The organism is Cupriavidus sp. USMAHM13, from assembly GCF_001854285.1.
Lineage (GTDB): Bacteria > Pseudomonadota > Gammaproteobacteria > Burkholderiales > Burkholderiaceae > Cupriavidus > Cupriavidus malaysiensis.
On the sequence record NZ_CP017751.1, the window covers coordinates 4,104,002 to 4,128,553 of the forward strand.

Annotated in this window: 27 protein-coding genes; 13 read left to right on the forward strand and 14 right to left on the reverse strand. The window is 71.3% G+C overall.

Going from position 1 to position 24,552, the window contains the following annotated elements; all coding sequences use genetic code 11:
• Positions 1–78 precede the first annotated feature (78 nt).
• Both BKK81_RS18105 and BKK81_RS18110 read right to left on the reverse strand, forming a co-directional pair.
• On the reverse strand, positions 79–1,005 hold the full coding sequence (locus tag BKK81_RS18105; RefSeq protein WP_071015762.1) for a LysR family transcriptional regulator: 927 nt from the start codon (positions 1,003–1,005) through the stop codon (positions 79–81).
• A gap of 102 nt (positions 1,006–1,107) precedes the next feature.
• Positions 1,108–1,488 carry a DUF427 domain-containing protein gene (locus BKK81_RS18110; protein WP_071015764.1) on the reverse strand — a complete coding sequence of 127 codons (381 nt, stop codon included), beginning with the start codon at positions 1,486–1,488 and terminating at the stop codon, positions 1,108–1,110.
• Positions 1,489–1,874: 386 nt separating this feature from the next.
• On the opposite strand from BKK81_RS18110, the gene BKK81_RS36775 reads away from it, so the two are divergent.
• The gene (locus BKK81_RS36775; protein WP_071015765.1) at positions 1,875–2,240 is read left to right on the forward strand and encodes a CzcE family metal-binding protein; all 366 of its coding nucleotides are present in this window, start codon (positions 1,875–1,877) and stop codon (positions 2,238–2,240) included.
• On the opposite strand, the gene BKK81_RS18120 is transcribed toward BKK81_RS36775, so the two are convergent.
• Positions 2,225–3,157 (reverse strand): LysR family transcriptional regulator, encoded by a 933-nt coding sequence (locus BKK81_RS18120; protein WP_071015766.1) that lies wholly within the window; start codon positions 3,155–3,157, stop codon positions 2,225–2,227. The two genes, BKK81_RS36775 and BKK81_RS18120, sit on opposite strands and share 16 nt — an antisense overlap.
• Before the next feature lie 148 nt (positions 3,158–3,305).
• On the opposite strand from BKK81_RS18120, the gene BKK81_RS18125 reads away from it, so the two are divergent.
• Positions 3,306–3,986: a CoA transferase subunit A gene (locus BKK81_RS18125; RefSeq protein WP_071015768.1), complete on the forward strand. Its 681-nt coding sequence runs from the start codon at positions 3,306–3,308 to the stop codon at positions 3,984–3,986.
• Positions 3,983–4,648 (forward strand): 3-oxoacid CoA-transferase subunit B, encoded by a 666-nt coding sequence (locus BKK81_RS18130; protein WP_071015769.1) that lies wholly within the window; start codon positions 3,983–3,985, stop codon positions 4,646–4,648. The genes BKK81_RS18125 and BKK81_RS18130 overlap by 4 nt, the downstream gene beginning before the upstream one ends.
• 89 nt (positions 4,649–4,737) lie before the next feature.
• On the opposite strand, the gene BKK81_RS18135 is transcribed toward BKK81_RS18130, so the two are convergent.
• On the reverse strand, positions 4,738–5,664 hold the full coding sequence (locus BKK81_RS18135; protein ID WP_071015770.1) for a LysR family transcriptional regulator: 927 nt from the start codon (positions 5,662–5,664) through the stop codon (positions 4,738–4,740).
• Between the two features lie 226 nt (positions 5,665–5,890).
• Between BKK81_RS18135 and BKK81_RS18140 the strand changes: the two genes are divergently transcribed.
• Entirely contained in the window at positions 5,891–6,883 is a 993-nt protein-coding gene (locus tag BKK81_RS18140) for a Bug family tripartite tricarboxylate transporter substrate binding protein (RefSeq protein ID WP_071015772.1), read from the forward strand.
• A gap of 18 nt (positions 6,884–6,901) precedes the next feature.
• On the opposite strand, the gene BKK81_RS18145 is transcribed toward BKK81_RS18140, so the two are convergent.
• From BKK81_RS18145 to BKK81_RS18155, 3 genes are all read right to left on the reverse strand, one after another.
• The gene (locus tag BKK81_RS18145; protein ID WP_071015774.1) at positions 6,902–7,945 is read right to left on the reverse strand and encodes an HlyD family secretion protein; all 1,044 of its coding nucleotides are present in this window, start codon (positions 7,943–7,945) and stop codon (positions 6,902–6,904) included.
• A gap of 99 nt (positions 7,946–8,044) precedes the next feature.
• Positions 8,045–9,628: an MFS transporter gene (locus tag BKK81_RS18150; protein ID WP_231907946.1), complete on the reverse strand. Its 1,584-nt coding sequence runs from the start codon at positions 9,626–9,628 to the stop codon at positions 8,045–8,047.
• On the reverse strand, positions 9,625–11,166 hold the full coding sequence (locus BKK81_RS18155) for an efflux transporter outer membrane subunit (RefSeq protein WP_071015776.1): 1,542 nt from the start codon (positions 11,164–11,166) through the stop codon (positions 9,625–9,627). The genes BKK81_RS18150 and BKK81_RS18155 overlap by 4 nt, the downstream gene beginning before the upstream one ends.
• Positions 11,167–11,524: 358 nt before the next feature.
• Between BKK81_RS18155 and BKK81_RS18160 the strand changes: the two genes are divergently transcribed.
• The gene (locus tag BKK81_RS18160) at positions 11,525–12,349 is read left to right on the forward strand and encodes an AraC family transcriptional regulator (RefSeq protein WP_071015778.1); all 825 of its coding nucleotides are present in this window, start codon (positions 11,525–11,527) and stop codon (positions 12,347–12,349) included.
• An 855-nt stretch (positions 12,350–13,204) separates the two neighbouring features.
• Here the strand turns inward: BKK81_RS18160 and BKK81_RS18165 are convergent.
• A complete protein-coding gene (locus BKK81_RS18165; RefSeq protein ID WP_071015780.1) occupies positions 13,205–13,411 on the reverse strand; it encodes a hypothetical protein in 207 nt (68 codons plus the stop codon).
• A gap of 290 nt (positions 13,412–13,701) precedes the next feature.
• Here BKK81_RS18165 and BKK81_RS18170 point away from each other — a divergent pair, with 290 nt between their 5' ends.
• Positions 13,702–14,070: a helix-turn-helix domain-containing protein gene (locus BKK81_RS18170; RefSeq protein ID WP_071015782.1), complete on the forward strand. Its 369-nt coding sequence runs from the start codon at positions 13,702–13,704 to the stop codon at positions 14,068–14,070.
• A gap of 61 nt (positions 14,071–14,131) precedes the next feature.
• On the opposite strand, the gene BKK81_RS18175 is transcribed toward BKK81_RS18170, so the two are convergent.
• From BKK81_RS18175 to BKK81_RS18190, 4 genes are all read right to left on the reverse strand, one after another.
• Complete coding sequence (locus BKK81_RS18175) at positions 14,132–14,425, reverse strand: hypothetical protein (RefSeq protein ID WP_071015784.1); 294 nt, start codon at positions 14,423–14,425, stop codon at positions 14,132–14,134.
• A 310-nt stretch (positions 14,426–14,735) separates the two neighbouring features.
• Entirely contained in the window at positions 14,736–15,236 is a 501-nt protein-coding gene (locus tag BKK81_RS18180; RefSeq protein WP_071015786.1) for a GDYXXLXY domain-containing protein, read from the reverse strand.
• On the reverse strand, positions 15,233–16,375 hold the full coding sequence (locus BKK81_RS18185; RefSeq protein ID WP_231907947.1) for a DUF4401 domain-containing protein: 1,143 nt from the start codon (positions 16,373–16,375) through the stop codon (positions 15,233–15,235). The genes BKK81_RS18180 and BKK81_RS18185 overlap by 4 nt, the downstream gene beginning before the upstream one ends.
• Positions 16,372–17,403, reverse strand: coding sequence for a DUF2157 domain-containing protein (locus tag BKK81_RS18190; RefSeq protein WP_231907948.1), 1,032 nt, complete (start codon positions 17,401–17,403; stop codon positions 16,372–16,374). The genes BKK81_RS18185 and BKK81_RS18190 overlap by 4 nt, the downstream gene beginning before the upstream one ends.
• A 193-nt stretch (positions 17,404–17,596) precedes the next feature.
• Between BKK81_RS18190 and BKK81_RS18195 the strand changes: the two genes are divergently transcribed.
• A complete protein-coding gene (locus BKK81_RS18195) occupies positions 17,597–18,364 on the forward strand; it encodes a 5'-methylthioadenosine/adenosylhomocysteine nucleosidase (RefSeq protein ID WP_071015793.1) in 768 nt (255 codons plus the stop codon).
• A gap of 41 nt (positions 18,365–18,405) precedes the next feature.
• Here BKK81_RS18195 and BKK81_RS18200 read toward each other — a convergent pair whose 3' ends face one another.
• Positions 18,406–18,651, reverse strand: a complete 246-nt coding sequence (locus BKK81_RS18200) for a hypothetical protein (RefSeq protein ID WP_071015795.1) — start codon at positions 18,649–18,651, stop codon at positions 18,406–18,408.
• 308 nt (positions 18,652–18,959) lie between these two features.
• On the opposite strand from BKK81_RS18200, the gene hemA reads away from it, so the two are divergent.
• From hemA to BKK81_RS18230, 6 genes are all read left to right on the forward strand, one after another.
• Positions 18,960–20,264 (forward strand): glutamyl-tRNA reductase, encoded by a 1,305-nt coding sequence (hemA, locus tag BKK81_RS18205; RefSeq protein WP_071015797.1) that lies wholly within the window; start codon positions 18,960–18,962, stop codon positions 20,262–20,264.
• Positions 20,265–20,413: 149 nt separating this feature from the next.
• Positions 20,414–21,496, forward strand: coding sequence for a peptide chain release factor 1 (gene prfA / locus BKK81_RS18210; protein ID WP_071015799.1), 1,083 nt, complete (start codon positions 20,414–20,416; stop codon positions 21,494–21,496).
• Between the two features lie 189 nt (positions 21,497–21,685).
• A complete protein-coding gene (locus BKK81_RS18215) occupies positions 21,686–22,009 on the forward strand; it encodes a hypothetical protein (RefSeq protein ID WP_071015801.1) in 324 nt (107 codons plus the stop codon).
• Between the two features lie 167 nt (positions 22,010–22,176).
• Positions 22,177–23,106: a peptide chain release factor N(5)-glutamine methyltransferase gene (prmC, locus tag BKK81_RS18220; RefSeq protein WP_083384168.1), complete on the forward strand. Its 930-nt coding sequence runs from the start codon at positions 22,177–22,179 to the stop codon at positions 23,104–23,106.
• 184 nt (positions 23,107–23,290) lie between these two features.
• Complete coding sequence (gene grxD / locus BKK81_RS18225) at positions 23,291–23,602, forward strand: Grx4 family monothiol glutaredoxin (protein WP_071015802.1); 312 nt, start codon at positions 23,291–23,293, stop codon at positions 23,600–23,602.
• A 2-nt stretch (positions 23,603–23,604) separates the two neighbouring features.
• Positions 23,605–24,222 carry a UbiX family flavin prenyltransferase gene (locus BKK81_RS18230; protein WP_071015804.1) on the forward strand — a complete coding sequence of 206 codons (618 nt, stop codon included), beginning with the start codon at positions 23,605–23,607 and terminating at the stop codon, positions 24,220–24,222.
• A 40-nt stretch (positions 24,223–24,262) separates the two neighbouring features.
• Here BKK81_RS18230 and BKK81_RS18235 read toward each other — a convergent pair whose 3' ends face one another.
• Positions 24,263–24,496, reverse strand: coding sequence for a hypothetical protein (locus tag BKK81_RS18235; RefSeq protein WP_071015806.1), 234 nt, complete (start codon positions 24,494–24,496; stop codon positions 24,263–24,265).
• Between the last annotated feature and the right edge of the window lie 56 nt (positions 24,497–24,552).

Here is a 24,552-nt window from a genome sequence, read left to right on the forward strand (position 1 = left end):
CCCGCACTGCTTGGTGTCGAAGCGCGGACTGTAGCGAGCGGGGCGAGGCGGCGCCAGACGCGCCGGCTCAAGGGGTCTTCAGGCTTTGTGAAGGGTGGCCCCGGGCCAGCGCCCGGCCTTGACCAGCTCGCGCGTGACGCTGGCCAGCGTGTTGCGCGCCGCCAGCCCGGCCGGCGACAGCTCGTCGTCGGACAGGCTGACCAGCAGGTTGGGACGGTGTACGGCGCGGTCGGCGATGCCGATCATGGCAAGCGGCTCGCCCGCCACCCGGCCGACCGCCGCGCCCGGCTGCACGGTGGCGCCGAGGCCGGCGCGCACCGCGTCCATCAGCATGGCGAGCCCATCGATCTCGGCCACCACATTGGGCTGGCAGCGGCTGCGCAGGAAGGCGGCGTTGAGCACCGAGCGCAGCCCGTGCGGGCTGCTCGGCAGGATCAGCGGCAGATCGCGCAACGCCGACAGCCGCGTGGTGGCGGTGGACGGCAGGCCTGGCAAGCCGGGGCGGGCGATGACGAAGAGGCGTTCGGTCAGCAGCGGAGTCACGCTCCAGCGCTGCCCGGCGGCGGTCTGGAACAGCACCGCGAGGTCGAGCTGGCGCGCGCCGATCATCGCGCCGAGGTTGCCGGACAGGCTCTCGACCAGGTGCAGGCGGATGTCGGGATAGCGCTCGCGCATGGCCTGCAGGAAGGGCAGGCCGAGCACGGTGATGGTGCTGGGCGCCATGCCCACGCTGACGTGGCCGGACAGGCGCGCGAGCTGGGCCGCGCGCACGGCGTCGTCGGCATGGCGCAGGGCCAGCTGCGCCTGGCGCCAGAAGGCCAGCCCGGCGTCGGTCGGCACCACGCCGGTGGAGGTGCGCTGCAGCAGCCGGGTCGACAGCTCGCTCTCCAGCCGGCTGATCTGCTGGCTCAGCGCCGAGGTCACCACGCCCAGCTTCTGCGCGGCCTGGCCCATGCTGCCGAGTTCGACCACCTGTACGAAGTAGCGCAGTTGCCTGAGCTCCATGCCCTTCCCTTGGATATCCGATCCCGCGGATTCTAGCGGCATGGCGCGGGACACGGCACATGCCCTGCCCTGAGCACGCCCGGGGGCGTGCTCAGGGCAGGCTCAGGGCGCCACTTCCTCGATGCGGTCGACCCGGTCGGGATAGAAGGCGAGGTAGCCGGCGATCTGCGCCACCGCCGCATACGGGGCTTCGTACGACCACACTGCGTTGATGGCGCGCGTGCCGCCCACGGGGATGCTGAAGTAGCTGCAATCGCCCTTGTATGGGCAGTAGGTGGCGTGGCCGGTGCGCGCCAGCAGCGCCATGTCGGCATCCTCGCGCGGCAGGTACTGCACCGCCGCGTACGACGCCTCGCGCAGCGTCAGCGCGCGCCGGCTGTCGGCCACCACGCGGCCGGCGACCGTGACGATGACCCGGGCCGGATTGGGCGTCACGGTGATGGGATGGTCGGGTCCGGGAATCTTGACCGGCTTGGCCGTCATGACAGGCCTCCTGCGGGAAGGGGACGGAAGGGACGGAAGGGGACGCGGGGGCATCGGCAGCGGAAGCCGCGACGGCGCCGCGTCCGCCACAGTATGCGCCGCCCGGCGGCGGCACGCCCCTCAAGAAAAAAACGACTTGCATCTGTGAAATCAAGTCATTTTTGGAATTTCATCCACGGCACTACACTGACGCCAGGGTTAACCCTGAACCGCGTTCTTGTACACGACCAGCCACACGACGCCCCCAGGCCCTGCGGAGACGACGCCCCTCCGCGCTGCGCACGCACCGTTCCTCCGCAACGGGGAACGGTGCGCGGCCCGGCAAGACTCCGGCGCCCCCCTGTCCCGCCCGGGACTGCCATCCCGCCGGGGCCACGACTTGCACCATGAAGACCCAGACCTCCCTCCTCGCCGCCCTGCTGCTGCTGGGCGCCGCCTCTGCCTGGAGTACTCCCGCCGCCGCCATCCCCGCCCCCAGTGCGCCCCCCAGCGCGGATAGCCGCCTGTTCGGCAGCCCCGCCCGTCTCGACACCGTCACCCGCACCATCGACGTCACCCCCGGCACGAGTCGCGTGCTGGTCGGCTCGGGCGAATCGGTCGCCATCCGCGCCGGCGGCCAGACCGTCGGCTGGACCTTCCTGCAGGCCATCGGCGGCAGTTCGATGAAGCTGGCCCTGCTGATGCCCGGCGTGCCGCAGGCCAAGGACGTCTACATCCAGATCGCGCCGAGCGAGATCTACAGCGGCGGCTGAGCGCCGCCCGCCTCGCGCCGCGCCGGCCGCCCGGCGCGGCAGCGTTCCAGCAGGCGCAGCACCGCCGGCGCCTGCACATTGCGCCGGTGCGCCACCGCCAGCGGCGAGCGCACGGCCTGCTGCGCCAGCGGCCGGTACACCACGTCCGGCGGCGCGAAGGCGCGCATCGACTCCGGCACCAGGGCCACGCCGAAGCCCGCCGCCACCATGCTGACGATGGTGGACATCTGCGGCGACAGCGTTTCGACGCGCGGCGCGAAACCGGCGCTGGCGCAGACCGCCTGGGTGATGGCATAGAAGCCCGTGCCCTCCTGCGTGTGGGTACAGAGGAAGGTCTCGCCGCGCAGGCGGGCGGGATCGACCACGGCCTGGCGCGCCAGCGCATGGCCGGCATGCACGGCCAGCACCACCGGCTCGTCGGCCACCTCCAGCAGCGCCACGCCTTCCGGCAACCCCGGCAGCGGCGGCCGCACGAAGCCTAGGTCGAGTTCGCCGTCGGCCAGCCGGGTGAGCTGCAGCGGCATCTCCATCTCGCGCAGGCTGAACTGCACGTCGGGATGATCCTGGCGGAAACGATGGATCAGGCGCGGCAGCAGGCCCGACAGCGCCGCCGAGGCAACGTAGCCGATCGCTATGCTGCCGGTCTCGCCACGGCTGGCGCGCGCGGTCGCCAGTTCGGCCAGTTGCAGGCGGCGCAGCACATCCTGCGCCTCGCGCAGCAGCACCGCCCCCACCTCGGTCAGCGCCAGGCGGCGCCCGCCGCGCGCCAGCAGCGGCGCGCCCACCCGCTGCTCGATCCAGCGCAACTGCTGGCTCAAGGCCGGCTGCGAGATGCCCAGGCGCTCGGCCGCGCGGCCGAAGTGCAAGGCCTCGGCCAGCGCGACGAAATAGCGGTAGTGCCTCACTTCCAGGTCCATGGAGCTCTCCTTGCCTGCCAGGCCGTCTTCATAAGCTCAGCTTATCAATATTTAAGGTGGCTGCCGTTGTGCCTATGCCTGCGGCCGGCACAAGATGCGGCTTCGGCGTGCGCGGCCAGTGCCGCGGCGCCCCCCGTGAGGAAGGCTGATGAAACGAGTGGACAAGCGCGTGGCGCGCTGCAGCGAGGCCGTGGCCGGCCTGCGCGACGGCGCCACGCTGATGGTGGGCGGCTTCGGCAGCGCCGGCCTGCCGGCGGCGCTGATCAACGCCGTGCTGGACCAGGGCGCGCGCGGGCTGACGGTGGTCTCCAACAATGCAGGCTTCGACAACGAAGGCGTGGCCAGCCTGATCGCGGCCGGACGCGTGCGCAAGCTGGTCTGCTCCTACCCGCTCACCGCCGGCGCCACCGCCTTCCGCGATGCCTACCGGCGCGGCGAGGTCGAGCTGGAACTGGTGCCGCAGGGCACCCTGGTCGAACGCATCCGCTGCGCCGGCGCCGGCCTGGGCGGATTCCTCAGCCCGATCACGGTCGGTACGCCGCTGGCCGAGGGCAAGACGGTGCAGGAGGTCGGCGGCGTGGCCTATGTGCTGGAGCTGCCGCTGCGCGCCGACTTCGCGCTGGTCCGTGCGCATTGCGCCGACCGGCTCGGCAACCTGAGCTATCGCCTGGCGGGCCGCAATTTCAACCCGGTCATGGCGACCGCCGCCGAGGTGGTGGTGGCGGAAGTGGACAGCATGGTGGAAGCCGGCGCGCTCGACCCGGAACAGGTCGTGACCCCGGGCATCTTCGTCGACCGCGTCGTGCTGGCCCCGGGAGGCGCGGCATGAGCGGCCAGCCGAACCTTGCCCCCGGCGCCCGGCCCTGGACGCGCGAGGAGATCGCGCGCCGCGCCGCGCAGGACGTCCCGCACGGGGCCTACGTCAACCTGGGCATCGGCCTGCCCACCCAGGTCGCCGACTGGATGCCGCAGGACCGCGAAGTCTTCCTGCACAGCGAGAACGGCATCCTGCACCTCGGGCCGCGCCCGCCCGCCGGCCAGGAGGACGCCGAACTGGTCAATGCCAGCAAGCAGCCGGTCAGCCTGCTGCCGGGCGCATCCCTGTTCGACTCGGCGCTCAGTTTCGCCATGATGCGCGGCGGACACCTCGACCTGGCCATCCTCGGCGCCTACGAAGTGGCGGCCAACGGCGACCTCGCCAACTGGACCCGCGCCGACCCCGGCACGCCGCCGGCCGTCGGCGGTGCGATGGAACTGGCCTTCGGCGCGCGCGCGGTCTGGGTGCTGATGGAGCACACCACGCGCGACGGCCGGCCGCGGCTGCGCGCGCGCTGCAGCCTGCCGCTGACCGCGGCCGGCGTGGTGCGCCGCATCTATACCGACCTGGCGGTGCTGGCGGTGACAGCGGACGGGCTGCGCGTCGAGGCGATGGCGCCCGGCGTGACCTGGTCCGCGCTGCAGGCGCTCACGGAGGCGCCGCTGCTGCGCTGAGGCCGCCGCGGGCGGGCGCCTGCGTGCCGGCGAACGCTGGCGTCGGCGCACTGTCGCACAGCGCCGCCGGCGCCGGGCCGGCCGGAACGTCAGGCCTCCGGCAGCACCTCGTGCACCAGCGCGACGAAGGCGCGCGCGGCCGGCGACAGCGTACGCCCGGCCAGCCACACCGCGCCATAGGGCGCGCGCAGCTCGGTGGCCGGGCGCAGCGGCAGCGCGGCCGCCTCGCCCGCGGCACAGGCACCCGCCATCATCGACCGGGGTACCAGCACGACGGTGTCGGTCGCCTGCATCAGCGTGCGCAGCGCGTGCATGTCGTCGCAGGTGACGGTGAGCAACGCCTCCGGCGCCGCGGCCGGTCCGCCACGCGCGTCGGCCTCGGCCTGGAGCTGGGCGGCGAAGAAAGCCTGCACGCGAGCCGGCAGGCGCGGCCCGGCCACCGGGAAGCCTGCCAGTTCCGTCAGCGCTACGGCGCGCCGCCCGGCCAGCGGGTGGCCGGCGCGCACGAAGAAGCCGGTCTGCAGCGCGGGCAGGCGATCGATATGCAGGTGCGGCTGGCCGGCCAGGCTCTGGCTCTCGCCGATGAAGACGTCGAGCCGCTCAGCCTCCAGCGCCTGCACCATGCTCTGCGTGTCGGCGATCTCCAGGTCGATGCCAAGGCGCGGGTGGCGCGTCACCAGCGCGGCCAGCACAGGCTCCAGCAGGAAGGCCGCGGCAAAGGGGCCGAAGCCCAGGCGCAGGCTGCCGATCTCGATGTCCTGCAGCAACTGCAGCTCGCGCCGCAGCTCGCGGCCCTCACGCAGCATGCGGCGGGCCCGCGCCAGCACCATGGTCCCCGCGGCGGTCGTGCCGGCCTTGCCGTAGCTGCGGTCGACCAGCGCGCAACCGTAGTCGGCCTCCAGCGCCTGGATGCTGCGCGACAAGGCGGGCTGGGACAGGTGCAGCGCGTCGGCGGCGCGGGCAAAGCTGCCCTGCTCGATCAGCGTGACGAAGTGATGCAAGCGGCGAAGGCCCATGGTGCCGTCTGGTCTCCTGGAGGGGTTCCTGGAAGCGTTCCTGTGTCGTAACTCGCCGAGGCTGCCACGGGGACACAACCTTCAACTTTGCATGATTTGCATCGAAAACTTAAAAATATGGCATTGGACGTATTTTCTCAAGCCGGGTAGCGTGTGGACGCCACTCGCCCCCACGGCGGTGGCATGGCGACAGACCCGACAGAAAAAGACACGCAGGAGACAAGGCATGTTCAGACGACGCGCGCTGCTCGCGCTCGCCCTCGGCGGCATCACCCTCGGCACCGCCAGCACCGCGGCCCAGGCCCAGGCCGGCGGCTATCCGGCCAAGCCGATCCGCATCGTGGTGCCCTACCCCGCCGGCGGCGGCACCGACATCGTCGCCCGCGCGCTGGGAGAAAAGCTCAGCAAGCGGCTGGGCCAGCCCATCATCGTCGACAACAAGGGCGGCGCCTCCGGCATCATCGGCACCGATGCCGTGGCCAAGGCCGCGCCGGACGGCTACACGCTGCTGGTCACGCTGACGCAGTCCGTGCTGACCAATCAGTTCCTCTACGCCAAGCTGCCCTACGACCCGCGCAAGGACCTGACGCTGATCAACGTGCTGGCCGACGCGCAGCTCGTGCTGGTGACCACGCCCGCGCTGCCCGTACGCAATGCCAGGGAACTGGGCGAGTACGGCCGCAGCCACCGCGGCAAGGTCGGCTACGCCTCCTGGGGCGTGGGCTCCTACGCCCACCTGGCGGGGGCCTACTTCAGCCGGCAGATGCAGGCCGACATGGTGCACGTGCCCTACAAGGGCGAGGCGCCGATGCTGCAGGACCTGATGGGCGGCCAGGTGCAGTTCGGCGTGGCCAGCCTCCTCACCGCCAAGCCCTACATCCAGAACGGCAAGCTCAAGGCGCTGGCGGTGACCGGCGACAGCCGCAACGCCGGCCTGCCCGAGGTGCCCACCTTCGCCGAGTCGGGCCTGCCGGACAACGCCTTCAAGACCATGGGCTGGATCGGCCTGCTGGCGCCGATGGGCACCCCGCCGGCGGTGGTGGCGAAGCTGGACGAAGAAGTCCGCGCGGTGCTGCAGCAGCCCGACATGCAGACCCGCCTGACTTCGCTCGGCCTGCGCCCGCTGGGTACCACGCCGAAGGAATCGCAGGCGCTCTACGCGCGCGACTGGCCGGTGCTCAAGCAACTGGTGGCGGACTCGGGCGCCAGGCTGGATTGAGCGGCACGCCGGCGCGCGTCAGGCGCCGCCCGCACCGGTCTCGATCTCCGGCTCCACCGACATCCCCACGCGCAGCCGCGCGGCTTCCGGCTGGGCCGGATCGAGCCGGATGCGCGTGGGCAGGCGCTGAACGATCTTGGTGAAGTTGCCGGTCGCGTTCTGCGGCGCGATCGGTGCATAGCTGAGGCTGCTGGCCGGCGCCACGCTGTCGACCCGGCCGCGCAGCACCACGCCCGGCAGCGCGTCGACCTTGATGCGCACCGGCTGGCCGGGCCGCACGTGCGCGAGCTGCGTCTCGCGGTAGTTGGCCTCCACGTACACGGCATCCAGCGGCACCACCACCATCAGCGGCTTGCCCGCGCCGACGAAGGCACCGACGCGCACCGAGCGCTCGCCCACCATGCCGGCCTGCGGCGCGACCACGCGCGTGTAGGACAGGTTCAGTTCGGCGGCGGCCTGCGCGGCGCGGGCCTGCGCCAGCACGGCGCGCGCCTTCTGCAGGTCGGCCCGCAGGATCTCCAGCTGCTGCCGCGCGGCCTCGTGCGTGGCGGCGTTCCGGTCGCGGCCGGCCTGCTGGATGGCGAGCCGCGCTTCGGCCTGCTGCAAGGCCTGCACCGTGCCGGCGCCGTCGGCGGCCAGGTTGCGGTAGCGCGCAGTGTCCGCGCGCGCCAGCCTGAGCGCGGCATCGTCGGCCGCCACACTGGCCCGTGCCTCGCGGATGACGCTCTGCTGCCGCGCCTGCTGCGCCTGCAGGCTGTCGATGGCGGCCTCGCTGCTCTGCACCTGGGCGCGTGCGCTGTCGAGCGCGACCACGAAGTCGCGGTCGTCGAGGGTGGCCAGCAGCGTGCCGGCCTGCACCACCTGGTTGTCCTGTACGAGCACCTGGGCGACGCGGCCCGACACCTGCGGCGCCACCACGGTGAAATCGGCGCGCACGTAGGCATTGTCGGTGGACTGGACCGCGGCCTCGGCTTCCGGCTGGTTCAGGTAGGCCAGCGCGCCGAGGGCGATGAGGGCCACCAGGCTGACGGTGGCGATCTGGATCTGTCTGGGGAGTGCCATGGCGATCTCCGGATAAGTTCGTTGCGGTTTCGTTACGGCTTCGTTGCTGTTGCGTTGCGGTGAAGCCGTAGCGAGCGGAATACAGTGACAGCGGCCCCGCTAGCGCGGCGCGGCCACGGTAGGAGCAGGGATGTACTGCAGGCGCAGCACCACCGGGATCAGCGCCAGCGCGAACCATCCCAGCACGCGGTAGGCGTCGGCGGTGGCGAGCACGAAGGCCTGCCGGGCCACCATGCCGCCCAGCCCCGCCGGCAGCGGCGCGTCGCCGAGGGCACCGCCCAGCCGGCCGACGTGGTCCAGCAGCAGGCTGGTGTGGAAGCGCTCGCGCACGGCCAGGAACTGGCCGAGGCCGGCACCGCCCAGCAGCGTGCCGAACACGCGCAGGGCATTGATGATCCCCGATACATAGGGGCCCTCTTGCGGACGCACCACGCTGGTGGCGAGGAACAGCAGCGGCACCACGGTCATCGGCTGGCCGAGTGCCTGCAATGCCTGGACCCAGGCGAATTGCCGCCACATCCAGTCGGGCGTCAGGCGCGCGGCCAGCAGGCAGGACAGCGCCAGCAGCGCCAGGCCGCACGCGAACACCCAGCGCGCATCCACCCAGCGGCGGTACAGCAGCAGCGCCACCAGCGAGCCCAGCACCATCTGCGGCAGGCCCACGATCAGGCCGATCGGCATGCCCTGCAGCGCGCGGTAGCCCCAGGTCCGCGCCAGGAAGCCCGACGGCAAGGCCGAGCCCGACAGCATCACCACCAGCAGGCAGACGAAGACGGCGAAGCCCAGGCCAAGGTTGCGCCGCGCCAGCAGGCGCAGTTCCATGAAGGGCTCGGGGTGGTACCACTCGGTCAGCAGGTAGAGGGCCGTGCAGCCGGCGCCCGCCGCCAGCGCGCAGGCGACCAGCGGCGAGCGGAACCAGTCCAGGCGCACGCCCTGGTCCAGCCCCACCGCCAGCAAGGCCAGCCCCGTCGCGCCGCAGGCCAGGCCCAGCCAGTTGCCGCGCGGGAAGCGGCCGGCCTGGATCGGCTCGCGCGGCAGGCCGCGCGCCACCAGCGCGCCGGCGATGGCGGCCAGCGGCACGATCTGCCAGTAGACCAGGCGCCAGTCATGCAGCGCATCGGTCCACTGCGCCGCCAGCCACATCGCCACATTAGGGGCAAAGGTGGCGGTCATCGCGTACAGCGCCAGGCCATGCAGGCGGACCGGCGCCGGCAGGAACCTGAGCGCGGCCGACATCAGCAGCGGGATCATCGCGCCGCAGGCCAGGCCCTGCAGCGCGCGCAGCGCCAGCAGCAGGTGCAGGTCGCGCACCCAGGGCAGCAGCAAGGCCACGGCCACGCTGGCAAGCAGCAGCCCGAGATGGAAGCGGCGCAGCGTCAGCGTGATGGCGAACCACGAGGCAAAGGGCATGGCCACCAGTTCGCCGGCCGCATAGGCGGTGCCGAGCCAGGAGGCGTCGTCCAGGCCGAAGCCGAGCGCGCCGCGCACGTCGGCCAGCGCGAGCGTGCCCACGCGGTTGTTCAGGCCGGCCATCATCGCGGCCAGGAAGATGCCGCCGAGCGCCAGCAGCGGGCGCGTGGTACCGCCGGCAGTACCGGACGCGGCAGCAGGCGCGGCCACCACGGCCGGCACCGCAAGGCCGCCGGACACGGACGCCACCTCGCCGGAACGGGCGGCGCTCACGAGTTGGCTCCCTGGCCGCGCTCATCGGGCGGCGGCAGGCTGGTATTGGCCGTGGCGGCGGCCTCGCCCGGCGCCGGGTCCGCCGTCGTCCCCGCCGTCGTCTCCGCCTCCCAGCCGCCACCCAGCGCCTTGTACAGCGCGACCACGGTCAGGGTGGCGGTGGTGGCGCTGTCGCTCAGCGCGAGCTGGCCGCCGAGCAGGTTGCGCTGCGCCACCAGCACCGGCAGGTAGTCGGCGGCCCCCTGCTGCCAGGCGCGTTCGGCCGCCTGCAGTGCGACGCGGTTCTGCGCCTCGGCGCGCGCCAGCTCGGCATGGCGGCGCTGCTCGGCGGCCCAGGCGTCGAGCGCATTGTCGATCTCGTGCCAGGCCTGCAGCACCGTCTTCTGGTAGGCGATGGCGGCGGCCTGCTGCCCGGCCTCGGTGAGCGCCAGCGTCTGCTTCAGGCGCCCGCCCTCGAAGATGGGCAGGTAGAGCGTGGGCCCGACCAGGAAGTTGCGCGAGGCCCAGTTGCCCAGGTCGGTGAACTGGAAGGCCTCGGCGCCGAGCCGGGCCTTGAGCGTGAGGCGCGGATAGAAATCGGCCTGGGCGGCGCCCACCGCCGCGGTGGCCGCGTGCAGTTCGGCCTCGGCCTGCAGGATGTCGGGGCGGCGCCGGGCCAGTTCCGAAGGCAGGCCCACCGGCAGCGCCGGCGGCATGGCGGGCAGCGGCATCGCACGCGTGAGCTCGCCGTCCAGCTCGCGCGGCGGCAGCGCCAGCAGCAAGGCCAGCGCATTGAGCAGGGCATCGCGCTGCCGCTCCAGCTCGGGCTCGAGCGCCGTCACCGTGGCCAGCTGCGCCTGCGCGGCGGCAGTATCGAAGCGCGTTGCCACGCCGTTGGCCTCGCGGCTCTGCGCCAGCCGCAGCGCATGTACGGCGATGGCCCGGTTGGCGCCCGCGATGTCGAGCTGTGCCTGCACGCCGCGCCATTGCAGATAGGTGCGCGCCACCTCGGCCGACAGGCTGACGCGCACGGCCTCGCGGGCCAGCAGCGCGGCCTGCGTGCCCGCCTGCGCCTGTTCGAGCAGGCGGCGCGCGCGGCCCCACAGGTCGATCTCCCAGGCGGCGTCGAAACCGGCCTGCCACAGGTCGATCGCATGGCTGGGCGCGCCCAGCGCGGCGAACAGGCCGTTGGCGCTGACCGCTTGGCGGCCGTAGTTGCCGCCCGCGCCCAGCGCCGGCAGCAGCGCGGCGCCGGCGATGCCCATCCGGGCGCGGCTTTGCGCCACGCGCGCCGAGGCCGCGCGCAGGTCGAGGTTGGCCGCCTGCGCGCGTGCCTGCAGCGCGTCCAGCGTGGCGTCGCCGAACAGGCGCCACCAGGCCGCGGGCGCGGCCTCGGCGGTCAGGCGGGCCGGCAAGCCCTCGGCACGGCGCGGCGACAGCGTCGCGCCGGCCAGCGGCGCCGCGGGGGGAGAGAAGTCAGGGCCGACGGCGCATCCGCCCAGCAGCAAGGCCAGGAGGAGCGCCGGCGCCCGGGGATGCAGGCGTGGCAGTCGGATCATGAGAGCGAGGGGGAAGCCCGCGCGGACCGCATCGACGGACGCGGCCCGGCACGGCGCTTGCGCAAAGGGATGAACACCAGGACACCAGCCGGCGAGAGCCATGCCGGGGCGCCTACCAGGCGCGGACGGCAGGGCATCCGCGCGATAGCCGCATGCTAGGCCGGCGCCCGGCTGGCGCCATGACGCCATCGCGCCAGAGAATTGCGCAATCCGGCCATTGGCTGGATTGCGAAACGGATTGACCGAGTTGCAAAATGACGCCACCCCAGCCGGCCTCTACAGTCCCGCCATGGACTGCGCCGAGCCGTCGCCGGTCCCCGCTCCACGCTCTGCCCTTGTCGACTTCCACACGGACCGCATGCCCGCCAGTACCGACCTGCTCCGCTCCCACCTGCCGCACAGCGTCGCGCGGCCCGTCGCCGCGCTCAGCATCCAGGTGGTGACGGATGGCAACGAGCAGCCGCTGCACGCCCATCGCAAGGCCCAGCTTCTGCTCACGCTGTCCGGCGTGATCACCTTGGAGACCGAGCGCGGCGTATGGATCGCGCCGCCGCAGTGTGCGGTGTGGATCCCGGGCGAGTTACCGCACAAAGCCAGCGGCGCCGGCAAGGTGCTCGGCTACGGCCTGTTCGTCGAGCCCGATGCGGTGCCGGGCCTGCCCACCGTGTGCTGCAGCGTCTCCGTTTCGCCGCTGCTGCAGGCCCTGATCGCGCGCGCGGCGGAAATGCCCGAGCTGTACGACGAGCAAGGACCGGACGGGCGTGCCATTGCCGTGCTGCTCGACGAGTTGGTGAAGGCCCCGCTGGAAGAACTGCACCTGCCGCGGCCGGCGGATGCCCGCCTGCGCCGGCTGACCGAAGCCCTGCTCGCCGAGCCCGCCGACCCTGCCACGCTGGAATGCTGGGCGACGCGCATCGGCATGAGCGAGCGCAGCCTGAGCCGGCTGTTCCGCCAGGAAACCGGCATGAGTGTGGGCCACTGGCGGCGCCAGTTGCACGTGATCACCGGCACCCGCCTGCTGACCGGCGGCCTGTCGGTGCAGGCCGTGGCCTTCGACCTGGGCTACGACAGCCCGAGCGCCTTCGTCACCATGTTCAAGAAGGCCGTGGGCAAGCCGCCGGGGCGCTTCCTCGCCGAGCGGCGCCAGGTGCTGGCGCAGCAGGCCGGGGAACGCGCTGGATGAGGGCGGGATGGGGCCGGGATGGGCCGGGATGGGGCCGGATGAAACGCAGCGGAAGATCCGGCGAGGGCTGGCACGGATCGGGGCACGGCGGAAGTCTCGCTTGCACCGGGGTTGCAACGGCAATCGATACGGCGCGCACCGGGTCATTCATGCGTTCCATCGCTCCATCCGGCTGCGCAGCAGGCAAGCCTGCGCAGCCGGATGGAGACCAGGAACGGCGGGTCGGATCCGGCCCGCCACATCACGCGCAGAGCACTGGACGGCGCCCTCGGACCCGGCGGCAAGGCTGCTGGATCCGGCGTTTCCCCGAGGCAATCCCCAAAAGCCTGCAAGTCGGCCCGCCCGCTGTTGTGATGAGGACGTGGCCGCCAGCGCTCCCTGTCTGCTGCCGCGATGCATCGACGCTGTCGTTGCCCGCGGCGCGCCGCAGGTTGCCGCACGAGGCGGAGCTGCCGCGCCGGGCTGCCGCTGGAACCCAGTATGCCGGGGCGGCGGCAACCGTCCCATCACGCAAACGAGTTAATCTCGCGCGTGCACCGGCGAAGATGACCTGCCGCGAGCCACCGCGCGATACCGGGACAGCACACCACGCATCGCCAGCACCCGGGACGTCGCTCCCCCGGCACACCGTCGTTGCGCCGCCGCGACGGTGGCACGAATCGCCTGGGCAAACGCGCGCCGACTGCCGATACTGGTGGCGGGCCGTTCGCGAAGCGCCCGTCTTTCAAGCCCTGGCCTGTCTGGCAGGGCTTTTTCGTTGGTGACAGATGAGTGACAGTCGTGCCGTCAAACTCAGGCGCGCATTGGCTTGAGAGCGAGCCGTTGCGAGGCCCTGTCTCTGGCCTCCCACAGCGATCACGCTGGCAAACGCAGAGCTTCCCGCCTGAATTCGCTGCACAACTTGCGAAAGGAGCGACTTCCCGCGTGCGCCTGGTCCAGGTCGATCTCCGCAGAGAAGGCGGGTTGATCGGTCATCACCTGATAGGTTCCGCCCGGCATATGCTGCGTCATCCAGAGCTTGGTGTTGCGCGGCCGCTCGGCTTCGACTTGCTGCGGGGCCATCAGGCTCCTGTCGGGAAGCCAAGGACTGGAGGCGAAGCGTATCTGCAATTCCGTATGGAAAACGTGACGTTCTGATACGGAACGAGCCCATGTCGCGAGGCCGAATCTTGCACGCAATCGGCACAAACGGACACAGAAAGGGAAAGTCAACGCCCACACAATCACAACGCCTACCGGAAGCCGGTCGCGCAAATGCCGCTGACAGGCAGACGTGCCGATGTCGATACGGTCTCTGGTCCGGGCAGGCACTTCTACTTGAGGAAAGTCCAAGCACGCAACGAAGAGGAACCATGCCCCTGTCGCCATTTCAAGTCACTCGGAAAGCCATCGAAAGCAGGCCCGTTGGCGTCCAGAACATGAAGCTACGCTCAGCGCTGATGCTGGCCCTCAAGGACCATCTCGCCAGCACGGCCAGGAATGAGTCACAGGCGGCCACGCTATTCGGCGTACCGCAGGCACGCATCGCAGAACTCATGCGCGGCAGAATCCACCAGTTCGATCTCGAATCGCTCGTCGGCATGGCTGCGATGGCGGGCCTTCGCATCGAGATGCAGATAGTGGATGCCTCTGGAGAACAGCCGCGCTGCGGATCCGGTCAGTGTGTGCCTGCAATGCCGAACCATCGCACCCGACATCGGAACCCGAAGCCGTCGCGCTGAGGCCAAGGGCCCGCGTGGGGCCCTTGGCCTTCCATCAACGCAATGCATCGGATTGGAACGTTCAGGTCCGATTAGCATCCGTCCTGTCCTGCAGGACCGCCATCTCGCTCATCACCAGCGTTTCATGAGCCAGGTCCGCCGCCAGCGACAGGATGCCGTCCTGCGGTTCCGGCTCCAGTGTCTCGAAGGCGCCGTCGCCGGTCGCGCAGTCCCGGAGCAGGTACAGCAGGCCGTGCAGTTGTGCCGCCTTCTCCGCTGCCACGCTCAATGGCGTTTCGAGGGCGAAATGGCGGGTCAGGAAGATGGCCGAGGGGCCTTGCTCGGCAGTGAGGTTGGAACGGGTGTGTTTAAGCATGGTCAGCCATCCCCCACCCAGAGGACGCCCGCGGAACGGGGGGCTCGCTACAAATGATGGGAGCGCTGACACCGGGCAATAGGCAGGTCCGGATCCTGACAGTCAAAGACCGATACATGGCATTTGCCTCCTGGGCTAAACGATTGCCTGTGGATTGCCTGTGTATTCGGGCTGTCAATCCCGGTCGCTTTGCATGCGACGAGATGAAGCGTACTCCCGGAGGGGCCCAGGGAATGTTGCGCTTTGATACGCAAACAGTGTGCGGTGAAAATCCTCTGCGCAGCCTTGGCAAGCGCAGCGCCGCCACATCTCACAACGCCTCCAGCCCCTCCCCCACCACCTTCACCAGCACCGCCGTTCCATCATCCCCGACACGGAACTCGCCGTACTTCGCGTGCTCGAAACGCGCCGCCTGCCCCTCCTGGAAGAAGAAGGCGTCGGTCGAGACCTGGACCTGCACGCCGCCCCAGCGTGTGGGCACGGTCTGGTAGCGCAGCAGCCGTTCGCCGGGCGCGAGCGCTTCGCTGCCGTGCAGGCGCACGAAGACGGCTTCGCGCCGGGCGTCGAGCGTGACCACGGCAACGCCCGCGCGGGCGTCCGGCAGGTCGTGCTGCCGGCGCGCTTCGCGGATGGCGTTGCCGATGGCGAAGTTCAGCGCCATGTAGTCGCCCTGCATCAGCGAGCGCGGGTCCACCGGGGCCAGGCGCAGGTAGACGGTCTGGCCGCCGGCCAGCAGCCGTTCCTTGCCGGCGATGCCGAAAGCGGCCACGCCCAGCGTCAGGGCCCAGGCGATCAGGATCCAGCGTTTCATCGCAGCTCCTTGGTGCCGCCGCGGCGCAGCAGCACGACGCGCGCCAGCAGGACCAGCACGCCGGCGCCGGCCAGCGTGGCCGACTTGGCGAGCAGGGTCCAGCTCAGCGCGCTGTAGTACCAGGTGAAACCCGCCAGCAACGTGGCCACGCCCAATCCGAGCCAGGGCAGCGAGGCACGCCGCAGCGCCAGCCCCAGGGCCAGCACGCCGACGCTGACGGCCGGCGCGCCCGCCATCAGGCCGCCGAGCGCCAGTGCGACGATCACCGCGGGCAGGCCGGCGGCATTGGGCAGTTCGAGGCGGCGCGCTTCCGCGGCCGCGAACACGGCCAGCAGGAAAGCCAGCACGGCGCCGGCGTGCCAGTGCATGCCGATCGGCGCCGCCCCGCCTGTCGCGAGCAGCCAGGGCCGGTCGGCGCCGGTCAGCATGAGGGCGCCGCCCAGGGCGAACAGCAAGGTCGCATCGGCGGCGGGTTCGGCCCAGTCCAGCCGGTCGGCGGTGCACAGCTGTGCCTCGTTGTTGGTGAAGGCGATCAGCAGCACGCAGGCCAGCGGCACCAGCCCCACCAGCGGCCAGGGATAGGCCAGCCAGCCGTCGAGGGCGGACGGTCCGATCAGGCGCTGCGCGGTCACCGCGAGCGCGCCCCAGGCCGTCAAGGCGCACAGCAGCCGGTGCAGGCGGTTGGGCACCACGGCGAACAGCAGCGCCTGGAACGCGGCGATGCCGGCCCAGAAGCCGGCCGACTCCAGCGCGCGCTCGAAGGCGACCCCCTTGGCCGCGCCCAGGATCACCATGCCCTGGCCGCTCAGGCTGATGGCCAGCGCGAACTGTTCCAGCGCGATGCCGCCGAGGCGGCGCCGGTACAGCACGTAGGCCAGTGCGACCATCGCGGCGCCGCACAGCGCCATGGCCCAGCCGTTGTCGCGCGCGGCCAGGAAGACGCTGCCGACCAGGAAGAGCTGGAAGAACAGCGCGCCCAGCCAGCCGGCGCCGCCCATCAGCACGCGCACCGCCCACGGGGCGCGCACGGCTTCGGTATAGGCGCCGCTGGCCATGCCGCGCGCGGAGAAATCGTCCCAGACCTTGCGCACGGCGCGGCGGGTCGAACGGGACGTGTCGTCCGGATGCATCGTGCTCATGCCTGCGCTCCCATCACGTGGCGGCGGTGCGCCCGCAGCAGCCAGCTGGCCGCGCCGCCGGCCAGGGCCACGGTCAGCAGGCCCAGCAGCAGGAAGACGCCGTAGTCGGCGCTGCCGCGCAGCAGCCAGTGGCCGGCCCCGCCGATCCCCAGCACGATGGCGCTGAAGCTCGCCAGGCTGAGCAGCACGATATCGAAGGCGCGCAGGTAGACCCAGGCACCGAGCGCGGCCAGCGCGGCCAGGGCACACAGGTAGTAGCCGCCGGCAACCGCGGACTGCAGCAGGCTGGCCAGGCCCAGCCAGGTGGCGTAGGCGCAGGCCAGCGCGCCCGCGATGCGGGCCCCGGCCTGGCCGCGGAAGCCCAGCGCCGGCGCCAGCGCGCACAGGCCGTACCACAGCGCCAGTTGCACCGCGGTGGCCAGCAGCAGCAGCAGGCTGGTGGCAAGGCCGCCACGCTCGCCGAACAGCAGTTCGAACATGCCGCCCACGCCCAGGCGGATGCTGCAGTAGCGCAGCAGCGCCACATTGCCCACCACCAGCACCACCCACCAGTGCGGCGCGGCGCGCGCCGCCAGGGCCCAGGGCACGGCCAGCAGCGCCCACAGGGCGAACAGCTGCCAGGCATCGGCGCCGGTCTGGTAGACCTGCCCGATCACGGCCAGCAGCGCGCCCGTGAGCACCTGCGCGCCGGCCAGCGCCGCCTGGGCCGCGAGGTCGCCGGGCCGGCGCGGCAGGGCGAAGGCCGCCAGAGCGGTGATCAGCGCGGCCAGCAGGCCGAACTTGGCGAACTTGTGCAGGTCCTGCCAGTTGAAGGCGAAGAAGACGATGACGCCGACGCACAACAGCGCCGCGCCCAGCGCGAGCAAGGCGAGGTCGAGCCAGCCGCGCCAGTCGGCCGCGCCGGGCTCGGTGCGGGTCCAGGCCAGCCTGGCGGCCGCCGGCACCAATACGCCGTCGCGGCGCCAGCCGGCCAGGGCCTGGCGGATCGCGCGCCGCTCGCGCAGCAACTGCATCGGAGAGGAAGGCATGGGCAGGGAAGGGATGGACGCGATGAGATGCACTGTAGCAAAGCGACTGCCACTACGCATCCGCCGTCGCATCCGCCTGCCGCATCCAGGGCGCCCGCAGCGGGCCGCCGGTGCTTTGCGCGGGCCGCGCCTGCCCGGTATCCTTGGCGCCTTGTCCGATCACTACCGGCGCCTGGCCGCGCCCTGACCTGCCATGACCCTGGGCATCCTTGCCGCCATCCACGACGAAGTCGACGCGCTGATCGCCGCCATGCGGCACGAGGATGCGAAGGCCACGGTACACCGCGTCGGCATGCGCGACTACCACGTCGGCACCCTGCACGGCCAGCCCTGCGTGCTGGTGCTGGCGCGCATGGGCAAGGTGGCGGCGGCGGCCACCACGGTGACGCTGATCCGCGAATTCGGTGCCAGCGAGATCGTCTTCACCGGCCTGGCCGGCGGTGTGGGCGATGCCACGCACGTGGGCGACGTGGTGATCGCCGACGCCACGCTGCAGCACGACCTCGACGCCCGTCCCTTCTTCCCCCGCCACGAGGTGCCGCTGCTGGAACAAGCCAGCTTCGCCACCGATGCCGCCCTCACCGCGGCCCTGCGCCAGGCCACCGAGGACTTCCTGCGCCTGGACCTGGCCGAGGCCGTGCCGGCGCCGGTGCGCGCGCGCTTCGGCGTCAGCGCGCCCGCGCTGCACCTCGGGCTGATCGCCAGCGGCGACCAGTTCATCGGCGCGCCGGCCGCGGTGGCCGAACTGCGCGCGCGCCTGCCCGGGCTGCAGGCCGTGGAGATGGAGGGCGCAGCAGTGGGCCAGGTATGCCATGAGTACGGCGTGCCCTATGCGGTGATGCGCACCATTTCCGACCGTGCCGACGACAGCGCCCATGTGGATTTCGCCGCCTTCCTCAGCGAGGTGGCGAGCCACTATTCCAGCGGCGTGCTGAACCGCTTCCTGGCGGCACGCCGCTGAGGCAGCGGCGGCGGCACGATCCGCCCGCGGGCGGGGCGGTGTCACCCGCGCCGGAACACCAGCCCCCACAGCGCCGTCAGCAGGGCGGCGCCCAGGATCGCGGCGCCCCAGCCGATCATCTGCCCGTCGATGAACCAGCGCAGCGCCTGGCCGCCATAGAAGGCCAGCGCCGCCCCCACCGCACCCAGCAGCGGCGCGACGCGCCAGCCGACCACGCGCCGCCCGACCGGGTGCAGTTGGCGCCCCGTGAGGCCGACCAGGGCGCCGACCACCAAGATTCCCACCATATGTTTTCCTGAATGCTGCGGTGCCGGCGGCCGTGGCCTGCCGCCCGCCGCCGGATGCAAGGTATCGCAAAAGTCACCCGTTCGGGGGCCTTGCGGCAGTGATGCCGCCCTCCCCCTCGATTCACCGCCGAGCGTGCAAGGATAAGACTTGGCGGACTCCTGAGCCAGATCAAGTCCGCGTCCAGCAATTTGTACCGCCGGCGGTATAATGCAAAGCGGTCCGCGCTGTATACGCCGCCTTATACGCGTCCACGCCCTCCGGCATCACCGCGGCCCAGAAAAAAGCCCCCGAAAGCACCCCCGCAAGAATGCAACTGCTCGCGATCGGCATCAATCACACCACGGCACCCGTCTCGCTGCGCGAGCGTGTGGCGTTTCCGCTTGAGCAGATCAAACCCGCGCTGGGCACCTTGCGCAATCACCTTGCGGGCCGCAGCGGCACCGAGGCCGCCATCCTCTCCACCTGCAACCGCACCGAGATCTACTGCGCCACCGACATCCTGGTGAGCGGCTCGGACGGCTTCGAGCACACGCTGCGCTGGCTGGCCCAGCATCACAACGTGCCGGCCGGCGAACTGGCGCCGCACCTGTATGCGCTGCCGCAGTCGGAAGCGGTGCGCCACGCTTTCCGCGTGGCCAGCGGCCTGGATTCGATGGTGCTGGGCGAGACCCAGATCCTCGGCCAGCTGAAGGATGCGGTGCGCACCGCCGGCGAGGCCGGCGCGCTGGGCACCTACCTGAACCAGCTGTTCCAGCGCACCTTCGCCGTGGCCAAGGAAGTGCGCGGCCAGACCGAGATCGGCGCGCATTCGGTGTCGATGGCGGCGGCGGCCGTGCGGCTGGCGCAGCGCATTTTCGAGAGCGTGTCGACGCAGCGTGTGCTGTTCATCGGCGCGGGCGAGATGATCGAACTGTGCGCGACCCACTTCGCCGCGCAGCAGCCGCGCCAGATCGTGGTGGCCAACCGCACCGTCGAACGCGGCGAGAAGCTGGCCGAGCAGCTCTCCGGCCAGGGCCTGACCACCGAGGCGATCCGCCTGTCCGAACTGGGCGAGCGCCTGCACGAGTTCGACATCGTGGTCTCCTGCACCGCCAGCTCGCTGCCCATCATCGGGCTGGGCGCCGTGGAACGCGCGGTCAAGCGCCGCAAGCACCGCCCCATCATGATGGTGGACCTGGCCGTTCCGCGCGACGTGGAGCCCGAGGTGGCGCGCCTGGACGACGTCTTCCTGTACACCGTGGACGACCTCGGCGCCATCGTGCGCGAGGGCAATGCCATGCGCCAGGCGGCGGTGGCCCAGGCCGAGGCGATCATCGAGTCGCGCGTGCAGAACTTCATGCACTGGCTGGAGACCCGCAGCGTGGTACCGGTCATCCGCGACCTGCAGCAGCAAGGCGAGTCGATGCGCCAGGCCGAGCTGGAACGCGCGCGCCGCATGCTGGCGCGCGGCGATGATCCCGAAGCCGTGCTCGAGGCGCTCTCCGGCGCCCTCACCCGCAAGTTCCTGCACGGCCCCACCCACGCCCTGAACCACACCCAGGGCGAGGATCGCGAGGCACTGCTGCGCCTGGTGCCGGGCCTGTTCCGCCACAGCAGCCACTCCGAGCGCTAGCCGCGCCCGTCCTTCGCGCGCTGCCTTCGCGGCACGCGCCAGCCGCCCAGCCGCCCGCGCGGCGCCAGCCCCCGCAGCCGTCCTGCCCAGCCTGGCGCGGATGCGGCGGCGATGTCCCAGAACACCCTCCCGGAATTGCCGAACCCCCGATGAAAGCCAGCATGCAAGCCAAGCTCGACCAACTGGCCGAGCGACTCGAAGAGGTCAACGCCCTGCTCGCGCGCGAGAACGCCACGGCCGACATGGAGCAGTACCGCAAGCTGACGCGCGAGCACGCCGAACTGTCGCCGGTGGCCGAACAGTACGGCCAGTACCGCCAGGCCCAGGACGACCTGGCCACCGCCCAGGCGCTGCTGGACGACCCCGAGATGAAGGACTTCGCCGCCGACGAGATCGCCGTGGCGAAGGAGCGCCTGGAGGGGCTGGAGGGCAGCCTGCAGACGCTGCTGCTGCCCAAGGACCCCAACGACGACCGCAACCTGCTGCTGGAAATCCGCGCCGGCGCCGGCGGCGAGGAAAGCGCGCTGTTCGCCGCCGACCTGCTGCGCATGTACACACGCTACGCCGAGCGCCAGCGCTGGCAGGTCGAGGTGATGAGCGAATCGGAATCCGACCTGGGCGGCTACAAGGAAGTGATCGTGCGCATCGCCGGCGACAAGGCTTTCTCGCGGCTCAAGTTCGAGTCCGGCGGCCACCGCGTGCAGCGCGTGCCGGCCACCGAGGCGCAGGGCCGCATCCATACCTCGGCCTGCACGGTGGCGGTGATGCCCGAGGCCGACGAGGTGGGCGAAGTGCAGATCAACCCGGCCGACCTGCGCATCGACACCTTCCGCGCTTCCGGCGCCGGCGGCCAGCACGTCAACAAGACCGACTCCGCGGTGCGCCTGACCCACCTGCCGACCGGCATCGTGGTCGAGTGCCAGGACGACCGCAGCCAGCACCGCAACAAGGACAAGGCGATGAAGGTGCTGGCGGCGCGCATCAAGGACATGCAGGAGCGCGCCGCCCAGGCCAAGGAAGCCAGCACGCGGCGCAACCTGATCGGCTCGGGCGACCGCAGCGACCGCATCCGCACCTACAACTTCCCGCAGGGCCGCGTCACCGACCACCGCATCAACCTGACGCTGTACAAGATCGACGCCATCATGGACGGCGACCTCGACGAACTGGTGGGCGCACTGGCCGCCGAGCACCAGGCAGACCAGCTCGCAGCCCTGGGGGAAGAGGCCTGAGCGCCCCCCCATGCCGTGCGCTCACCTTTGTTTGCACATCCGGCACGATCGGAAAGCCTTTGTATCTGTTGTAAATGCTTGAAACAGCACTGGCATGGCCTGGGCCGCTTCCTATAATCGAACGCGACTGGACCTGCCGCGCAAGAAGGCAGGCGAACGTCACCTCGAAACGGACAAAAGGATGAAATCATGAAGAAGTTGCTCGCACTGCTGATGGTCGCCGCCGCTCTCACCGCTTGCAGCAAGAAGGAAGAAGCGCCTGCCACCAGCGCCGAAAGCGCGATGCAGAACGCCGCCGATTCCGCCAAGGCCGCTGCCAGCGATGCCGCCGCGGCTGCCAGCAATGCGGCCGACGCGGCCAAGGCCGCCGCCGGCAATGCCGCCAGCCAGGCTTCCGCCGCCGCCGAGCAGGCCAAGTCGGATGCCGCCAGCGCCATGGCCAATGCCAAGGATGCGGCCAAGGACGCCGTCAACGCGGCTGCCGACAAGGCCAAGGACGCCGTCAACAAGTAATCCGGACGTACCGGCCGGCCCCGGGACATGCTCCTGGCCGGCCACCGGCGCGGCCAGGCTGCGCCGCACGGCCCCGCCCCCGCCACGCCGGCGTATGCTGTCCGGCAAGGCACGGCGGGGTTTTTTGCTGCCGGCCACCGCCCGACCTACCCGTACCCCGAGACACCATGCCGCACCCGGCACCCGCCGCCCCGTCAGCTCCCCAGGCCTCGCCACCCGCCGCCGATAGCGGCCCAGATAACCCAGATAGCGGCCGCTGGCCGTCCTCGCCCACCCTGCGCGAGGCGCAGGCGCTCGCCACCGCGGCCGGCCTGCCGGTGCTGGAGGCGCGCATGCTGCTGGGCCACCTGACCGGCTACAGCCGCACCCAGCTCATCACCCGCGACGACGAGGCGCTCACTCCTGCGCGCCGCGAGGCGCTGGCCGCGCTGGTCGCACGCCGGCTGGCGGGCGAACCGATGGCCTACCTGCTCGGCGAGCGTGAGTTCTTCGGCCGAGTCTTCCGCGTCACGCCGGATGTGCTGATCCCCCGGCCCGACACCGAGATCGCGGTCGAGGCGGCGCTGGCGCGCCTGCACGGCCGCGCGCGGCCGCATCTGCTGGACATGGGCACGGGCTCGGGCATCCTGGCGCTGACCCTGGCGCTGGAGCGGCCCGACGCCGAGGTCTGGGCCACCGATGTCTCGCCGGCGGCGCTGGCGGTGGCGCAGGACAATGCCGCGCGGCTGGGCGCGGGCAATGTGCGCTTCCTGCGCTCCGACTGGTACGCAGCGCTGCCGGAAGCAGTGCGCTTCGACCTGATCATCAGCAACCCGCCCTATATCGCCGCGGCCGACCCGCATCTGGTGCAGGGCGACCTGCGCTTCGAGCCGGTCGATGCCCTGACCGACCATGGCGACGGCCTCGGCGACCTGCGCACGATCGCCGCCGGCGCCCCGGCCCGCCTGGCGCCCGGCGGCTGGCTGCTGGTCGAGCACGGCTACGACCAGGGCGAGGCCGCGCGCGGCCTGCTCGCCGCGGCGGGCTTCGCCGAGATCTCCACCGCACGCGACCTGGGCGGCAACGAGCGCTGCAGCGGCGGGCGGCTGGTCACCTGAGCGGGCCGGCGGTGCCTGCGGCGCCACCCACGCAGGCACCGCCGCGGCGCTCCTGGCCCGGCCCTGAAGGGCCGGCCCGAATCAAGTAAAATCCGCCCCAGCACGGCGCGCCCCCGCGCTTGTTCCGATTTCCCCGTGCGGCATCGGCCCCGGCCGGCATCGCCTCAACCCGATACGTGAAACCATGAGTGACGTGCAACAAAAGATCGACCAGATCGTCAAGGGCAGCCCGGTCGTGCTGTTCATGAAGGGCACCGCCCAGTTCCCGATGTGCGGTTTCTCCGGCCGCGCCATCCAGATCCTGAAGGCCTGCGGCGTCGACGCGCCGACCACGGTCAACGTGCTGGAAGATGACGGCATCCGCCAGGGCATCAAGGAATACGCCAACTGGCCGACCATTCCCCAGCTCTATGTCAACGGCGAATTCATCGGCGGCTCGGACATCATGATGGAGATGTATCAGAGCGGCGAACTGCAGACCCTGCTCAAGGGCTGAACATGACGGCCACGCCCGCGGCCGGCGGCGCCGCGCCGCGGCGCGTGATCATTGCCATCACCGGGGCCACCGGCGCCGTCTACGGCGTGCGGCTGGCCCAGGTGCTGCGCGGCGCGCCCGGGGTCGAAACCCACCTGCTGGTATCGCCCGCCGGCGTGATGAACCTGCAGCACGAGCTGGACATGGGCAAGGGCGAGGTCGAGGCCCTGGCCGACGTGGTGCATAACGTGCGTGACGTAGGCGCCACCATCGCCAGCGGGTCCTTCCGCGCGCATGCGATGGTGATCGCACCCTGCTCCATGCGCACCCTCGCCGCCGTGGCGAACGGCTTCTCCGACAACCTGATCACGCGCGCCGCCGACGTCACGCTGAAAGAGCGCCGCCGGCTGGTGCTGCTGGTGCGCGAGACGCCGCTCAACCTGGCGCACCTGCGCAATATGACGGCCGTCACCGAGATGGGCGGCATCGTCTTTCCGCCGGTGCCCGGCTTCTACCAGAAGCCGCGCACCATCGCCGAACTGGTCGACCACACGGTCGGCCGCGTGCTCGACCTGATCGATCTGCCCGAACTGGCGCAGGCCCTGGCGCCCAGCTGGCCCGGCCTCAGCGGCCAGGCCTGAGCCGGCCGGCCCGCACCGGGGCGCACCGGCCCTTGCCCGCTCAGCGCCAGTGGCGATAGCGCCGGCCACCACCGTAGTAGCCGCCGCCGTAACCGAAATAGACCGAGGGGCCGACGTAGGCAGGCGGGGCCACGTAGGCCGGCGCAGGCGCAACCACGGCCGGGCCGCCATAGGCGTCATAGGCCGGGTAGGCGGGGTAGGCCGGATAGACGGCACAACCGCCGAGCATTGCCGTGGCGGCTGCGGCCGCCATTCCGATCAACAGCGTCTTCATCGCGAGTCCTTTGGGGCGTTCCTGTTCTTAAGAACGTTATACGGGGACTCCCCGTA

What these genes read in the sequence shown, in the direction of transcription:
- BKK81_RS18180 (WP_071015786.1), bottom strand. Translation starts at nt 15,236, where the DNA reads ATGAAACGCTGGATCCTGATCGCCTGGGCCCTGACGCTGGGCGTGGCC.
- BKK81_RS18135 (WP_071015770.1), bottom strand. Translation starts at nt 5,664, where the DNA reads ATGGGCCTTCGCCGCTTGCATCACTTCGTCACGCTGATCGAGCAGGGC.
- prfA (WP_071015799.1), top strand. Translation starts at nt 20,414, where the DNA reads ATGAAAGCCAGCATGCAAGCCAAGCTCGACCAACTGGCCGAGCGACTC.
- BKK81_RS18170 (WP_071015782.1), top strand. Translation starts at nt 13,702, where the DNA reads ATGCCCCTGTCGCCATTTCAAGTCACTCGGAAAGCCATCGAAAGCAGG.
- BKK81_RS18190 (WP_231907948.1), bottom strand. Translation starts at nt 17,403, where the DNA reads ATGCCTTCCTCTCCGATGCAGTTGCTGCGCGAGCGGCGCGCGATCCGC.
- BKK81_RS18215 (WP_071015801.1), top strand. Translation starts at nt 21,686, where the DNA reads ATGAAGAAGTTGCTCGCACTGCTGATGGTCGCCGCCGCTCTCACCGCT.
- BKK81_RS18110 (WP_071015764.1), bottom strand. Translation starts at nt 1,488, where the DNA reads ATGACGGCCAAGCCGGTCAAGATTCCCGGACCCGACCATCCCATCACC.
- BKK81_RS18145 (WP_071015774.1), bottom strand. Translation starts at nt 7,945, where the DNA reads ATGGCACTCCCCAGACAGATCCAGATCGCCACCGTCAGCCTGGTGGCC.
- BKK81_RS18130 (WP_071015769.1), top strand. Translation starts at nt 3,983, where the DNA reads ATGAGCGGCCAGCCGAACCTTGCCCCCGGCGCCCGGCCCTGGACGCGC.
- BKK81_RS18105 (WP_071015762.1), bottom strand. Translation starts at nt 1,005, where the DNA reads ATGGAGCTCAGGCAACTGCGCTACTTCGTACAGGTGGTCGAACTCGGC.
- BKK81_RS18175 (WP_071015784.1), bottom strand. Translation starts at nt 14,425, where the DNA reads ATGCTTAAACACACCCGTTCCAACCTCACTGCCGAGCAAGGCCCCTCG.
- grxD (WP_071015802.1), top strand. Translation starts at nt 23,291, where the DNA reads ATGAGTGACGTGCAACAAAAGATCGACCAGATCGTCAAGGGCAGCCCG.
- BKK81_RS18140 (WP_071015772.1), top strand. Translation starts at nt 5,891, where the DNA reads ATGTTCAGACGACGCGCGCTGCTCGCGCTCGCCCTCGGCGGCATCACC.
- BKK81_RS18125 (WP_071015768.1), top strand. Translation starts at nt 3,306, where the DNA reads ATGAAACGAGTGGACAAGCGCGTGGCGCGCTGCAGCGAGGCCGTGGCC.
- BKK81_RS18120 (WP_071015766.1), bottom strand. Translation starts at nt 3,157, where the DNA reads ATGGACCTGGAAGTGAGGCACTACCGCTATTTCGTCGCGCTGGCCGAG.
- BKK81_RS18185 (WP_231907947.1), bottom strand. Translation starts at nt 16,375, where the DNA reads ATGAGCACGATGCATCCGGACGACACGTCCCGTTCGACCCGCCGCGCC.
- BKK81_RS36775 (WP_071015765.1), top strand. Translation starts at nt 1,875, where the DNA reads ATGAAGACCCAGACCTCCCTCCTCGCCGCCCTGCTGCTGCTGGGCGCC.
- BKK81_RS18165 (WP_071015780.1), bottom strand. Translation starts at nt 13,411, where the DNA reads ATGGCCCCGCAGCAAGTCGAAGCCGAGCGGCCGCGCAACACCAAGCTC.
- BKK81_RS18200 (WP_071015795.1), bottom strand. Translation starts at nt 18,651, where the DNA reads ATGGTGGGAATCTTGGTGGTCGGCGCCCTGGTCGGCCTCACGGGGCGC.
- prmC (WP_083384168.1), top strand. Translation starts at nt 22,177, where the DNA reads ATGCCGCACCCGGCACCCGCCGCCCCGTCAGCTCCCCAGGCCTCGCCA.
- hemA (WP_071015797.1), top strand. Translation starts at nt 18,960, where the DNA reads ATGCAACTGCTCGCGATCGGCATCAATCACACCACGGCACCCGTCTCG.
- BKK81_RS18195 (WP_071015793.1), top strand. Translation starts at nt 17,597, where the DNA reads ATGACCCTGGGCATCCTTGCCGCCATCCACGACGAAGTCGACGCGCTG.
- BKK81_RS18235 (WP_071015806.1), bottom strand. Translation starts at nt 24,496, where the DNA reads ATGAAGACGCTGTTGATCGGAATGGCGGCCGCAGCCGCCACGGCAATG.
- BKK81_RS18155 (WP_071015776.1), bottom strand. Translation starts at nt 11,166, where the DNA reads ATGATCCGACTGCCACGCCTGCATCCCCGGGCGCCGGCGCTCCTCCTG.
- BKK81_RS18160 (WP_071015778.1), top strand. Translation starts at nt 11,525, where the DNA reads ATGCCCGCCAGTACCGACCTGCTCCGCTCCCACCTGCCGCACAGCGTC.
- BKK81_RS18230 (WP_071015804.1), top strand. Translation starts at nt 23,605, where the DNA reads ATGACGGCCACGCCCGCGGCCGGCGGCGCCGCGCCGCGGCGCGTGATC.